The organism is Streptosporangium album (genome assembly GCF_014203795.1).
GTDB classification, from domain to species: domain Bacteria; phylum Actinomycetota; class Actinomycetes; order Streptosporangiales; family Streptosporangiaceae; genus Streptosporangium; species Streptosporangium album.
In genome coordinates, this window is record NZ_JACHJU010000001.1 from 4,280,653 (window position 1) to 4,293,161 (window position 12,509).

12 protein-coding genes are annotated in these 12,509 nt (G+C 69.5%); 7 read left to right on the forward strand and 5 right to left on the reverse strand.

Annotated features, from left to right (window positions below):
• Positions 1–28 precede the first annotated feature (28 nt).
• Genes FHR32_RS20600 through FHR32_RS20615 form a run of 4 tightly spaced genes read left to right on the forward strand, consistent with a single transcriptional unit; the run spans position 29 to position 3,636 of the window.
• Positions 29–1,381, forward strand: coding sequence for a phosphomannomutase/phosphoglucomutase (locus tag FHR32_RS20600; RefSeq protein WP_184755785.1), 1,353 nt, complete (start codon positions 29–31; stop codon positions 1,379–1,381).
• A 5-nt stretch (positions 1,382–1,386) separates the two neighbouring features.
• Positions 1,387–1,560: a Trm112 family protein gene (locus FHR32_RS20605; RefSeq protein ID WP_184755786.1), complete on the forward strand. Its 174-nt coding sequence runs from the start codon at positions 1,387–1,389 to the stop codon at positions 1,558–1,560.
• Entirely contained in the window at positions 1,557–2,663 is a 1,107-nt protein-coding gene (locus FHR32_RS20610) for a bifunctional phosphoglucose/phosphomannose isomerase (protein WP_184755787.1), read from the forward strand. The genes FHR32_RS20605 and FHR32_RS20610 overlap by 4 nt, the downstream gene beginning before the upstream one ends.
• A gap of 43 nt (positions 2,664–2,706) precedes the next feature.
• Positions 2,707–3,636, forward strand: coding sequence for a cation diffusion facilitator family transporter (locus tag FHR32_RS20615; RefSeq protein ID WP_184755788.1), 930 nt, complete (start codon positions 2,707–2,709; stop codon positions 3,634–3,636).
• A 106-nt stretch (positions 3,637–3,742) separates the two neighbouring features.
• Here FHR32_RS20615 and FHR32_RS20620 read toward each other — a convergent pair whose 3' ends face one another.
• Genes FHR32_RS20620 through FHR32_RS20630 form a run of 3 tightly spaced genes read right to left on the reverse strand, consistent with a single transcriptional unit; the run spans position 3,743 to position 5,969 of the window.
• Positions 3,743–4,402: a response regulator gene (locus tag FHR32_RS20620; RefSeq protein ID WP_184755789.1), complete on the reverse strand. Its 660-nt coding sequence runs from the start codon at positions 4,400–4,402 to the stop codon at positions 3,743–3,745.
• Positions 4,399–5,544: a sensor histidine kinase gene (locus FHR32_RS20625; protein ID WP_184755790.1), complete on the reverse strand. Its 1,146-nt coding sequence runs from the start codon at positions 5,542–5,544 to the stop codon at positions 4,399–4,401. The genes FHR32_RS20620 and FHR32_RS20625 overlap by 4 nt, the downstream gene beginning before the upstream one ends.
• Positions 5,545–5,597: 53 nt before the next feature.
• Positions 5,598–5,969 (reverse strand): MerR family transcriptional regulator, encoded by a 372-nt coding sequence (locus tag FHR32_RS20630; RefSeq protein WP_184755791.1) that lies wholly within the window; start codon positions 5,967–5,969, stop codon positions 5,598–5,600.
• A gap of 195 nt (positions 5,970–6,164) precedes the next feature.
• Here FHR32_RS20630 and ahcY point away from each other — a divergent pair, with 195 nt between their 5' ends.
• Both ahcY and FHR32_RS20640 read left to right on the forward strand, forming a co-directional pair.
• On the forward strand, positions 6,165–7,592 hold the full coding sequence (gene ahcY, locus FHR32_RS20635; RefSeq protein WP_184755792.1) for an adenosylhomocysteinase: 1,428 nt from the start codon (positions 6,165–6,167) through the stop codon (positions 7,590–7,592).
• Between the two features lie 62 nt (positions 7,593–7,654).
• Positions 7,655–8,896: an adenosylhomocysteinase gene (locus FHR32_RS20640; protein ID WP_184755793.1), complete on the forward strand. Its 1,242-nt coding sequence runs from the start codon at positions 7,655–7,657 to the stop codon at positions 8,894–8,896.
• Here FHR32_RS20640 and FHR32_RS20645 read toward each other — a convergent pair.
• Positions 8,891–9,526, reverse strand: a complete 636-nt coding sequence (locus FHR32_RS20645) for a DUF305 domain-containing protein (protein WP_184755794.1) — start codon at positions 9,524–9,526, stop codon at positions 8,891–8,893. The genes FHR32_RS20640 and FHR32_RS20645 overlap by 6 nt on opposite strands.
• Before the next feature lie 182 nt (positions 9,527–9,708).
• Here FHR32_RS20645 and FHR32_RS20650 point away from each other — a divergent pair, with 182 nt between their 5' ends.
• Complete coding sequence (locus tag FHR32_RS20650) at positions 9,709–11,130, forward strand: LVIVD repeat-containing protein (protein WP_312882514.1); 1,422 nt, start codon at positions 9,709–9,711, stop codon at positions 11,128–11,130.
• A gap of 184 nt (positions 11,131–11,314) precedes the next feature.
• Here FHR32_RS20650 and FHR32_RS20655 read toward each other — a convergent pair whose 3' ends face one another.
• Positions 11,315–12,355, reverse strand: coding sequence for an RDD family protein (locus tag FHR32_RS20655; protein WP_184755796.1), 1,041 nt, complete (start codon positions 12,353–12,355; stop codon positions 11,315–11,317).
• Positions 12,356–12,509 lie beyond the last annotated feature (154 nt).

Sequence of the window (12,509 nt, forward strand, 5' to 3'; positions counted from 1 at the left end):
CAGACATGACATAAAGGGCGGAGCTGGAGTGGGTGACCTCGCCAAGATCTTCAAGGCGTACGACGTCCGAGGCGTTGTGCCGGACGAGTTCGACGAGGAGACCGCAGAGGCGGTCGGCGCGGCCTTCGCGGAGGTGACCGGCGCCGGGACCGCCGTGGTGGCCCATGACATGCGCGCCTCCTCGGTGCCGCTGGCCGAGGCCTTCGCCCGCGGGGTGATCTCACGCGGGGCCGACGTCATCCAGGCGGGTCTGGGCTCCACCGACCTGCTCTACTACGCGAGCGGCAGCCTCGCCCTGCCCGGCGTGATGTTCACCGCGAGCCACAACCCCGCTCAGTACAACGGCATGAAGATGTGCCGGGCAGGCGCCGTGCCGATCAGCGGCGACACCGGTCTGGCCGAGATCCGTGACCGGGCGGCCGAGCTCCTGAAGTCCGGAGTCGGCGGCGAGGGCGGCGGGACCGTCTCCGGGCGGGACCTGCTGCGGGGCTACGCCGACCACCTGCGCACGCTGGTCGACCTGTCCGGCATCCGGCCGCTGAAGGTCGTGGTGGACGCGGGCAACGGCATGGGCGGCCACACCGTCCCCGTGGTGTTCGAGGGGCTCCCGCTGGAGACGACCGAGCTCTACTTCGAGCTCGACGGCAGCTTCCCCAACCACGAGGCCAACCCGATCGAGCCGGAGAATCTGCGCGACCTGCAGAAGGCCGTTCTCGACGTCGGCGCCGACATCGGCCTGGCCTTCGACGGCGACGCCGACCGCTGCTGGGTCGTCGACGAGCGTGGCGAGTCGGTCTCCCCCTCCACGATCACCGCGCTGGTCGCGGTGCGCGAGCTGGTCAAGCACCCCGGCGCCGCGGTCATCCACAACCTGATCACCTCGCGGAGCGTCCCGGAGATCGTGGCCGAGCACGGCGGGCGTCCGATCCGCACCCGGGTGGGTCACTCGTTCATCAAGGCCGAGATGGCCGGGACCGGCGCCGTCTTCGGCGGTGAGCACTCGGCCCACTACTATTTCAGAGACTTCTGGTACGCCGACTCCGGCATGCTGGCCGCACTGCACGTGCTGGCCGCGCTGGGCGGGCAGGACCGGCCGCTGTCGGATATCCTCGCGGACTACGCCCGCTACGCGGCCTCCGGAGAGATCAACAGCACGGTCGCCGACCAGGTGGAAGCGACGGCGCGGGTGCGCGAGCTGTTCGCCGGCCGCGACGGCGTCACCTTCGACGAGCTGGACGGCATGACCGTGTCCGGCCCCGGATGGTGGTTCAATCTCCGTCCGTCCAATACCGAGCCGCTGCTCAGGCTTAACGCCGAGGCGGCCGACGAGATTCAGATGGCAGCGATCAGGGACGAAGTCCTTGCTGTCGTGAGGAGCTGAACGAGTTGAAGATCGACGACTGGCTGCTGGAGATCCTGGCCTGCCCCAACTGCAAGTCCCCCCTGCGCGCCGAGCCCGAGGTGGACGAGCTGTTCTGCACCTCCGCCTCCTGCGGCCTGGTGTATCCGGTCCGGGACGACATCCCGGTGTTGCTGGTCGATGAGGCGCGGAAGTCGTGAACTGGGAGCCGGACCGGCTCGACGACCCCGAGCAGCTGGCCGACGGCGACCCGTCGGGCATGCTGCGCGCGGTGGCCGCCTCGGCGGCGCAGGTCCGCACCGCCCACCGCGTCACCCGCGAGACCGACCTGTCGGCGCTGGTCGAGGAGGGCCGGCCCCGGGCCCTCGTGGTCGCGGGCATGGGCGGTTCGGGCATCGCCGGTGACATCCTCAACGCGGTCTGCGGCCACGGCGCTCCGCTGCCGGTCGTGACCGTGCGGTCCTACCGGCTGCCCGGCTGGGTCGGCGCGACCGACGTGGTCATCGCGGTGTCGTTCTCCGGCAGGACCGAGGAGACGCTCGCGGTGGCGATGGAGGCCGTCCGCCGGGGCTGCCGCCTGCTCGCCGTGGGCGCGCCCGACTCCCCGCTGCAGGCGATCGCCAGGCAGGCGGGCGCGCCGTTCGTGCCCGTCACCGCCGGAGGGCAGCCGCGTGCCGCCGTCTGGGAGCTGTCGGTCCCGTTGGTCGTCATCGCCGCCGAGTTCGGCCTGACCCAGGCGGACGACGAGGTGTTCGAGAACGTCGCCGGACGCCTGGAGGAGATCGCGCACCGGTGCCGTCCGGCGAGTGAGTCGTTCATCAACCCGGGCAAGTCGCTGGCCATGGAGATGGCCGAGACCGTGCCGATGATCTGGGGGTCCTCACCGCTGGCCGCGGTCGCCGCCTACCGGTGGGCCTGCCAGCTCAACGAGAACGGCAAATACCCGGCCATCTGGGGCGAGATCCCCGAGGTCGACCACAACCAGGTGATGGCGTTCGAGGGCCCGCTGGCCACGCGCGACATCTTCGCCGAGGAGAGCAGCCGCTCGCTGCGGCTGTTCATGCTCCGCGACGTCGAGGAGCACCCGCAGGTGACGCGGTGGCGCGAAGTCTCGGTACGGCTGGCGGAGGACAGGGGAGTGCCGGTCACCCAGGTCGCCGCCGAGGGGCCACACCCGCTGGAGCGGCTCGCGACGTTGATCGGACTGGGCGACTACGCGAGTACGTACCTCGCGCTGGGGTACGGGATCGACCCGACCCCTGTGCCGGCCATCACAGAACTGAAGGCGAGAGTTTCCCCATAGGATTTCGTCTCGACTTTTACCGAATCAATGAGCGGAGGCTGCCGTGAGCGCGGGCGGCGGTACCAAGGCGATCATCGCGGCATTGTCGGCGAACCTCGCGATCGCGGTGGCCAAGTTCGTGGCCTTCCTGATCACGACGTCCTCGTCGATGCTCGCCGAGTCGATCCACTCCCTTGCCGACTCGGGTAACCAGGTGCTGCTGCTGGTCGGAGGGAAGAGAGCGGAGCGGAAGCGGACGCCGGAGCATCCGTTCGGCTATGGCCGGGAGCGTTACTTCTACGCCTTCGTCGTGGCGGTGGTGCTGTTCACGATCGGTGCGCTGTTCTCTCTCTACGAGGGCTGGCACAAGATCAGCGATCCTCATCCGGTGGAGACGCCCATCGTGGCCTTCGGCGTGCTGACCTTCGCGATCATCGCCGAGGGGTTCTCCTTCCGTACGGCGATCAAGGAGTCCAACACGGTCCGCGGGGATCAGTCCTGGGTGCAGTTCATCCGCAGGTCCAAGTCGCCGGAGCTGCCGGTCATCGTGCTGGAGGACCTGGGCGCGCTGGTCGGCCTGGTGCTCGCCCTGGCCGGCGTGGCCATGGCCGTGATCACCGGTGACGGTGTCTGGGACGGCGTCGGCACGATGGCGATCGGCCTCCTGCTCGCCGTCATCGCGGTCATCCTCGCGGTCGAGACCAAGTCCCTGCTGATCGGCGAGGGCGCGGGCCCGGAGGTCGAGAAGAAGATCTGCGAGGCCCTGGAGGGCACGCCCGAGGTCGCCCGGGTCATCCACATGCGCACGCTCCACCTGGGGCCGGAGGAGATCCTGGTCGCCGCGAAGATCGCGGTGGACCACGACGACACGGCGGCCGAGGTGGCCCGCGGGATCGACGAGGCCGAGCAGCGCATCCGCGCCGCCGTCCCGACGGCCCGCGTGATCTACCTCGAGCCCGACCTCGACAGATCCAGGGTCAACGGCTCGGCCTGAGCCCCTGACGCTCCGAAGGACCCCGGGCAAGGGACGACGCCCGGGGTCCTTTCGCGTGTTCGAAACACCTGGTTCAGGGGTGCGGCCGGTCGCATACGCGCCGGGCTCAGGCACGCGGGACGACGAGACCTGACTCGTAGGCGTGGATGACCGCCTGGGTGCGGTCGCGCAGGCCGAGCTTGGCCAGCAGTCGCGCCACGTGGGTTTTGACGGTGTGCTCGGTGACCACGAGGTCGGCCGCGATCTCGGCGTTGGACAGCCCCCGGGCGATCAGGCGCAGCACCTCCGCCTCCCGCGGGGTCAGCGGGCTGCCCGCCGGCGAGGGCCGCCGCTGCCGGGCGAACTCCGCGACCAGCCGCCGGGTGACCTGCGGGGCGAGCAGCGCGTCGCCGCGCGCCACCGTCCGGACCGCTTCCGCGAGATCGTTCGCCCGGACGTCCTTGAGCAGGAACCCGCTCGCCCCCGCGGTGAGCGCGTCGTACACGTAGTCGTCCAGGTCGAATGTGGTGATCATGATGATCCTGGTGGCCTCGGTCTCCAGGACCCGGCGGGCCGCCTCGATCCCATCCATCTCCGGCATCCGGATGTCGAGCAGGGCGACGTCGGGACGGGTCTCCCGTGCCAGCCGTACGGCCTGCGCGCCGTCGGGGGCGGTGCCCACGACGGTGAGGTCGGGCTGCGCCCTGAGCACGGCGGCGAACCCTCGCAGCACCACCGGCTGGTCGTCGGCGATCAGCACGCTGATCCGTCTGCCGGAACCGGTCATTCCAGGGGGAGTCCGGCCTGGATGAGGAAGCCGCCGGAGGGGCCGGGGCCGGCGTTGAACCAGCCGCCCAGGGCCAGGGCGCGCTCGCGCATGCCGACCAGGCCGTGCCCGTTGGAGGTCTCTCCGGAGGGGCCGGGTCCGTCGTCGGCGATCCGCAGCACCAGCAGGTCCGGACGGTAGGCGAGCTCGATCGAGACGCGGGCGCCGGGCGCGTGGACGCGGGCGTTGGTCAGCGCCTCCTGGACGATCCGGTAGGCCGAGACGTCCACGGCCTGCGGCACCGGCACCGCCTCGCCGACCACGTCCAGGTCGGCCGTGCCCTCGTGCCGCTCGACCAGTTCGGGGAGTCGCGCCAGCCCCGGTTGCGGCGCGGTCTCCGGCGCGGTGGTGACGTCGGCGCGGAGCACGCCGAGCAGGCGGCGCATCTCGGTGAGCGTGGTGCGCGCGCCGGCCGCGATCTCGGCGAACTCCTGCTTGGCCCGGTCGTCGAGCCCGTCGAGGGTGTAGGGCGCGGTCTCGGCCTGAACGGCGATCTTCGACACGGAGTGGGCCACGATGTCGTGCATCTCCCGCGCGATCCTGGCCCGCTCGGCCATCGCGGCCTGCTCCCTGAGCGTTCCCAAGCCGTCCGCGCGCATCTCCTCGATCTCCGCGCGGCTCAGGTGCAGGTTGGCGAGGAGGGTCAGGACGCAGACCATGGCCGTCCCCAGGAGGACGAAGGGGCTCATGATGCCGACGCCGGTGAACCAGCCGGCCACCGGGAACAGGATGACGACCGATCCGCCTGCGGCCCACGCCGCGCCGCGGTTCAACTGCCTGACGATCGTGTAGAAGGACAGCAGGCCGGACGCGGCTAACGCGACACCAGGCGTGATCCCGCCGGCGAGCAGGCCGGCGGCACCGACCAGCGTGAGCACGATCACCGACTTCGGGGCGATCCGGCGAGCCATGTGAGGCACCGTCACCAGGATGCCCATGACGACCTCGATCGCTGAGCTCCTCTCGAGGGGGAGCTCGATGAACAGGGCGAGACAGAGAGCACCACCCGCCACTATGTCCAGAAGCAGGAGCGAGGTGGGAACGGGGGGTTTCAGATCCTGTATGAAGGGTTCCTCGGAAGACAGCGGGGTGGTCGTGTCCATGCGGTGAATTGTCATGATCCGCGGGGCCGGTGTCGTCACTCCTGGGAGCGATCTCACGGGCGGCTCCGCGGGCCGTCTTGGACGCCCCGCGGGACGCCGCCCTGGAGCAGGCGCAGCGCCTTCTCCTTCTCGAAGTCCAGGGCGCGGCGCGGGGCCTGGAGGCGGCCGATCCGCAGTCCGAGATCCCGTACGGCCTGCGCGACGGTGGGTTCGCTCATCACCCGCAGCGCGAAGGCCAGCTCGGCGGGGGAGATGTCGAACCGCTTCTCCAGTTCGACGCCCTGGGCCACGGCCGACAGCTCCTCGGGGCCGAATCGCCGGTGTGATCCCTGCTCCCGGACCGGCGGGAGCAGGCCGAGCGCCTCGCGGTAGCGGAGCATCCGGGGGGACATGCCCAGCTTCCTGGCGGCCTCGGTGATCCGCATTCTCCAGCCTCTCCGCAGTTTCTTACATTCTTATGTCAGATTAGCCGTCCCAAAGATGCGCGGAGCCGTATCGCCACCTAAACTCACACCGTCGACTTTTCCGGTGGAGCGACGGACCGGGCCCGACGGCGGAGCCGGATCGCGAGGCCGGCGAGGGCATGAGTCGAGCGCGATCACCAATCAGAGGGGTAACACATGGACTTCAAGGTCGCCGACCTTTCGCTTGCGGACTTCGGACGCAAGGAGATCCAGCTCGCCGAGCACGAGATGCCGGGCCTGATGGCCATCCGCAAGGAGTACGCCGAGGCCCAGCCGCTGGCCGGTGCGAAGATCATGGGCTCGCTGCACATGACCATCCAGACCGCCGTGCTCATCGAGACGCTGGTCGCGCTCGGCGCCGAGGTCCGCTGGGTGAGCTGCAACATCTTCTCCACCCAGGACCACGCGGCCGCGGCCGTCGTCGTCGGCCCGAACGGCACCGCCGAGGCCCCCCAGGGTGTCCCGGTCTTCGCCTGGAAGGGCGAGACCCTCGAAGAGTACTGGTGGTGCACCGAGCAGGCTCTGGTGTGGCCCGGCGGCGACGGCCCCAACATGATCCTCGACGACGGCGGCGACGCCACCCTGCTCGTCCACAAGGGCGCCGAGTACGAGAAGGCGGGCGCCGTCCCCAGCGCCGGCGAGGACGACGCGGAGGAGTGGAAGATCATCCTTGATCTGCTCCGCCGTACGGTCACCCCCGAGAAGAAGTGGACCGAGGTCGCCTCGCGCATCAAGGGCGTCACCGAGGAGACCACCACCGGTGTCCACCGCCTCTACGAGATGTTCAAGGCCGGCTCGCTGCTCTTCCCGGCGATCAACGTCAACGACTCGGTGACCAAGTCGAAGTTCGACAACAAGTACGGCTGCCGCCACTCGGTCATCGACGGCCTCAACCGCGCCACCGACGTGCTGATCGGCGGCAAGGTCGCGGTCGTGGCCGGTTACGGAGATGTCGGCAAGGGCTGCGCCGACGCGCTGCGGGGCCAGGGCGCCCGTGTCATCGTCACCGAGATCGACCCGATCTGCGCGCTCCAGGCCGCCATGGACGGCTTCCAGGTGACCACGCTGGACGAGGTCGTCGGCATCGCCGACATCTTCGTCACCACGACCGGCAACTTCAACATCATCACCGCCGGCCACATGGCGAAGATGAAGCACAACGCCATCGTGTCCAACATCGGTCACTTCGACAACGAGATCGACATGGCCGGTCTGGCGAAGATCCCGGGCATCGTCAAGACCGAGATCAAGCCGCAGGTGCACACCTGGACCTTCCCCGACGGCCGCCAGATCCTGGTGCTCGCCGAGGGCCGTCTGATGAACCTGGGCTGCGCCACCGGCCACCCCTCGTTCGTCATGTCCAACTCCTTCACCAACCAGGTGATCGCCCAGATCGAGCTGTTCACCAAGACCGAGCAGTACCCGGTCGGCGTCTACGTGCTGCCCAAGCACCTGGACGAGAAGGTCGCCCGCCTCCACCTCGACGCCCTCGGCGTGAAGCTCACCACGCTCACCAAGGCGCAGGCGGAGTACATCGGCGTGGACGTCGAGGGCCCCTACAAGGCCGACCACTACCGCTACTGATCGACCGTTCCACCGGGCCCCCGCAGATCTGCGGGGGCCTTCGGGCAATCCGGGGGAGAAACGTGGACAGCGCGCTGGTGGCCGCGGGCGAGCGGCGGATCGGGTGGGCGGCGCGGTCGATGCCGGTGCTCACCGCCCTCGGTGAGCGGTTCGCGGCCGAGCGGCCCCTCGACGGGCTCCGGATCGCCGCGTGCCTGCATGTGACCGCCGAGACCGCGGTGCTCATGGGAGCACTGAAGGCGGGCGGAGCCGAGATCGCGCTGGCCGCCTCGAACCCGCTGTCCACGCAGGACGACGTGGCCGCCGCGCTGGGCGACTACGGCGTCGCGGTGCACGCGCGGGCCGGGGTGAACAGGGAGACCTACTACCGCCACATCCACCAGGCGCTCGACATCCGCCCGGACATCGTCCTCGACGACGGCTGCGACCTGGTCAACATCCTGCACACCGAGCGGACCGAGCTGCTGGAGACGGTCTCCGGGGGGTGTGAGGAGACCACGACCGGCATCATCCGGCTCCGGCAGATGGCCGCCGAGCAGGCGCTGAGGTTCCCCGTCGTGGCGGTCAACGACACCCGGACCAAGCGGATGTTCGACAACCGGTACGGCACCGGCCAGTCCACTCTCGACGGCATCATGCGCGCCACCAACACCCTGCTCGCCGGTAAGACCGTGGTGGTCGCGGGGTTCGGCTACTGCGGGCGGGGCGTCGCCGAGCGCGCCAGGGGGCTGGGCGCCCGGGTGGTGGTCACCGAGATCGATCCGGTCAAGGCGCTGGACGCCACGCTGCAGGGGTACGACGTGCAGACCATGGCCGGCGCGGCCCGGAGCGGAGACGTGTTCATCACGGTCACCGGCAACCGCGACGTGGTCAGGGGCGAGCACCTGGCGGTCATGAAGGACGGCGCGATCCTGGCCAACGCCGGCCATTTCGACGTCGAGATCGACGTCCGGGCCCTGGACGAGCTGGCGCAGGCCGTACATCCCGGCGTGCGTCCCAACACCGACGAGTACGTCCTCGCCGACGGCCGCAGGCTCCTGCTGCTCGCCGAGGGACGCCTGGTGAACCTGACGGCCGCCGAGGGGCATCCGGCCGCCGTCATGGACATGTCCTTCTCCGCGCAGGCGCTCGCGGTGGCGTGGCTGGCCCGTGAGCGGGCGGAGCTGGCGCCGGGTGTCTACGACGTGCCGCAGGAGATCGACGTCGAGGTGGCGCGGCTCAAGCTGGCGGCCGCCGGAATCGAGGTGGACGTCCTGAGCCGCGACCAGGAGAGGTATCTCCACTCCTGGCGGGTCGGCTCATAACGCCGCCAGCATCTCCTGCATCCTGCGGATCTCGGCGTTCTGGGTGGCGGCGACGTCGTTCGCCAGTTCCTCGATCTTGATGTGCGAGCCGCCGACCAGAACCTGCTCGGACATGGTGATCGCGCCCTGGTGGTGGGCGGTCATCAGCGTGAGGAAGAGCCGGTCGAAGTCCTTCCCGTCGGCGGCCTTGAGCGCCTCCATCTGGGCGGGGGTGGCCATGCCCGGCATGCCCGTGTGGCCGGCGTGGTGATCCGGCGCGCGCTGGCCCTGCTGCTGCAGCCAGGTCGTCATGTACTGGATCTCCGGCCCCTGGGCGTCCTTGATGCGCGAGGCGAGGCCCTTGAGCGCGGCCGAGTCGGCTCGCGAAGGAGCCAGGATCGCCATGTCGATGGCCTGCCGGTGATGGGTGATCATGTCCTGCGCGTACGTGATGTCCGCCGCGTTGGCGGTGGGAGCGGGTACGGCCGTGGCGGCCTCGCTCGGGCTGATCGTCCTGGCGGCCTCGCCCGGCCTGCCGGGCACGATGACCGGGGCGGTCGACTGCGCCTGCGGCGGCGGCGCCGGGTCGGCACTGCACGCGCCGAGGCAGAGGGCGGCGGCGGCGACCATGGCGACGAGCGCGACGCGCACCCGGTCTCCTTTCCGTAGCTGCTGTGACGAAAGACCGTAACCTGCGCCGACTACGGGAGTAAAGACGGCATATCGGAAAAACCTGCTGACACTATGACACCTTGCCTGGTCGGCCACTCAGGATGAACGATCAGGTTATTTATATGCCCTTTATGGGGCATATATGGCAAGGAGGTCTGCGAGTGTTCACCCCCCTCAGGAAGGGCCTGACCGGCCGGTTCCTGGTAGTAGCCGGTGTGGCGGCGGCGATGGCGTTGTCCTCGGTGCCCGCCCAGGCGACCGACATCCCCGCGCCCGGCGAGATCGTCATGAGCCCGAACGTCGAGCACGTGACCAACGTCCCGAAGCCGACCCCGCTGACGAACATCAACACCGATATCGCCTTCCAGGGCGACTACGCCTACGTCGGCAACTACAACGGCTTCTCCATCTACGACGTCAAGAAACCGAAGAAGACCTCGCTCGTCAGCTCGGTGGTCTGCCCGGGCAGCCAGATGGACATGGCGATCTACGGCAACCTGCTCTTCGGCGCGGTCGACTCCTCCCGCAGCGACGACTCCTGCAACAGCGTCTCGCAGAGCGCGTCGATCAAGGGGTCGTGGGAGGGCGTCCGAATCTTCGACGTCAGTGACAAGAAGAGTCCGAAGTACATCAAGGCCGTCGAGACCAACTGCGGTTCCCACACCCTGACGCTCGTCCCGGGCAAGGGCCGGGACCGGCGCAACGTCTATCTGTACGTCTCCTCCTACAGCCCCTCGGCGAACTTCCCCGACTGCCAGCCGCCGCACGACAAGATCTCGGTCATCAAGGTGCCGCTGGGCAGCCCGACGGAGGCGGCGGTCGTCAACACCCCGGTCCTGTTCCCGGACGGCGGCAACCCCGGTGAGCCGGACAAGGCGTACCCCTACCGCACGTCGGCGACCACCGGCTGCCACGACATCACCGTCTTCCCGGAGAAGAACATCGCCGCCGGGGCCTGCATGGGCGAGGGCGTCCTGATGGACATCTCCGACCCGGTGAACCCGAAGGTCACCGCGACGGCCCGGGACGACGAGAACTTCGCGTTCTGGCACTCGGCGACGTTCAACAACGCCGGCACCAAGGTCGTCTTCACCGACGAGCTGGGCGGCGGCGGCGCGGCCACCTGCAACGAGGCGATCGGCCCGAACCGCGGCGCCAACGGCTACTACGACATCGTCGACGGCAAGCTCGTGTTCAAGGGCTACTTCAAGATCCCGCGGCACCAGGCCGACACCGAGAACTGCGTCGCGCACAACGGCTCGCTGATCCCGGTCAAGGGCAAGGACATCATGGTCCAGGCCTGGTACCAGGGCGGCATCTCGGTCGTGGACTTCACCGACTCCGCCAACGCTCAGGAGATCGCCTTCTTCGAGCGCGGTCCCGACAGCACCGCCCCGGCGCTGAGCGGTGGATTCTGGTCCGCCTACTACTACAACGGTTACATCTACGGCAGTGACTTCAACCTGGGCTTCGACGTCCTGAAGATCAACGACCCGCGGACCAACAAGGCCAACGGCGTCAAGTACGACATCCTGAACACGCAGACCCAGGCCTCCTACCGTGACCACGGTAGCGACGACTGACCGTCTCTGAGACACGGGCGGCGGGAACCTCGGTTCCCGCCGCCTTTTCCATGCGCACGGCCCCCACGCGTGTACGGCGGCGGCTTTTCGCGCGTGTACGGCGGACGCCAACGGCATGTAAGACGGGTGCTCTCACGGGTCCGTAAGCGACGCCCGCACGGACCCGTGGGGCGGGTGCCGGAACTCAGGCGGGTGGGACGAAACCGCCGGCGGTGGGGGCGGGAGGCTGCGACGCGGGCGGAGCGGCCACCGTGCCGGGCGCGGGCTGTCCCTGTCCGGGGTGGAACCGCGGCGGGGCGGAGGCCGGCTGGGCCGGTGGCCCGTAGGGCGGCTGCTGATGCGACGGCGCCGAATAGGGCGGCGCCGAATAGGGCGGCGCCGAATAGGGCGGCGCCGGACGGGGCGGCTGCCGGTAGGGCTGCGCCAGGTGGGACGGCTGCCGGTAGGGCGACGGCGAGAAGTGCTGGGGCCGGGCGCCCGCCTGGTGCGCGAGCCGTAGATGATCGCGGCGGCGGCGCTCGGCCAGCACGGCGGTCAGGTAGGCGAACGGCGGCACCCCCGGGGGCGGGGGCGGGGAGACGAAAGCCGACATCTCGGTGGCGATGCGCACGCCCATCTCGTGCTGGACGGCGGGGGACAGGTCGTGCCAGCGCATGAGGTACTGCCTGGCGGTGGCGGCGATGTTCTCGGGCAGCCGGGACAGCTCCAGCGTCGCCGCCCACGCGGCGAGCGGCGCGGGCATCTCCAGCGGCGGGCCGTACTGCCGCGGGCCGCGCTCGGAGATCACCATGGTGCCCGCGAAGACGTCTCCGAGCCGCTTGCCCTTCTCGGAGATCAACGAGCTGATCAGGGCGGGAGCGCCGCTGAGCATCCAGAACTCCAGCACTCCGGCCAGTCCGCGGAACAGGGCCTGGCGGAACCGTTCCGGGCCGCCGTCGTCGCCGACCACCCGGAGCCCCAGGGCCAGCTTGCCGAGGCTGCGCCCTCGCGAGAGCGTCTCGAAGATCACCGGGTAGCCGACGAGCACGAGCACGGTGAGCACGATGTAGATCATCGTCAACAGCGCCCCGTCGGCGCTGAAGGCCAGGAGGCCGACCAGGAAGGAGGCGCCGAGCAGCGTCAGGATCTGGATCGCCATGTCGATGAGCAGTGCCGCGGCCCTGCTCGGAAGCTGGGCGACCCGGACTTCGACGACAACGGCCTCGCCGGTTACGACATCGGACACACCCAGCACCCTACCTGTGATGGGACGGAACGGGACGGGCTTCTCCTGCCCGGCCGTCCATGCTCCGGGCGCCGGGGAGGCCGATCGGGGCGGGATAACGCGTACTCCAGGGGCCCAAAGTTTGACTTGCGGTCATGTAATCGATTACATACCC

Excerpts from the sequence above, each read along its gene's own strand:
- FHR32_RS20620 (WP_184755789.1), bottom strand. The coding sequence starts at position 4,402 with ATGACCGGTTCCGGCAGACGGATCAGCGTGCTGATCGCCGACGACCAG.
- FHR32_RS20625 (WP_184755790.1), bottom strand. The coding sequence starts at position 5,544 with ATGGACACGACCACCCCGCTGTCTTCCGAGGAACCCTTCATACAGGAT.
- FHR32_RS20630 (WP_184755791.1), bottom strand. The coding sequence starts at position 5,969 with ATGCGGATCACCGAGGCCGCCAGGAAGCTGGGCATGTCCCCCCGGATG.
- ahcY (WP_184755792.1), top strand. The coding sequence starts at position 6,165 with ATGGACTTCAAGGTCGCCGACCTTTCGCTTGCGGACTTCGGACGCAAG.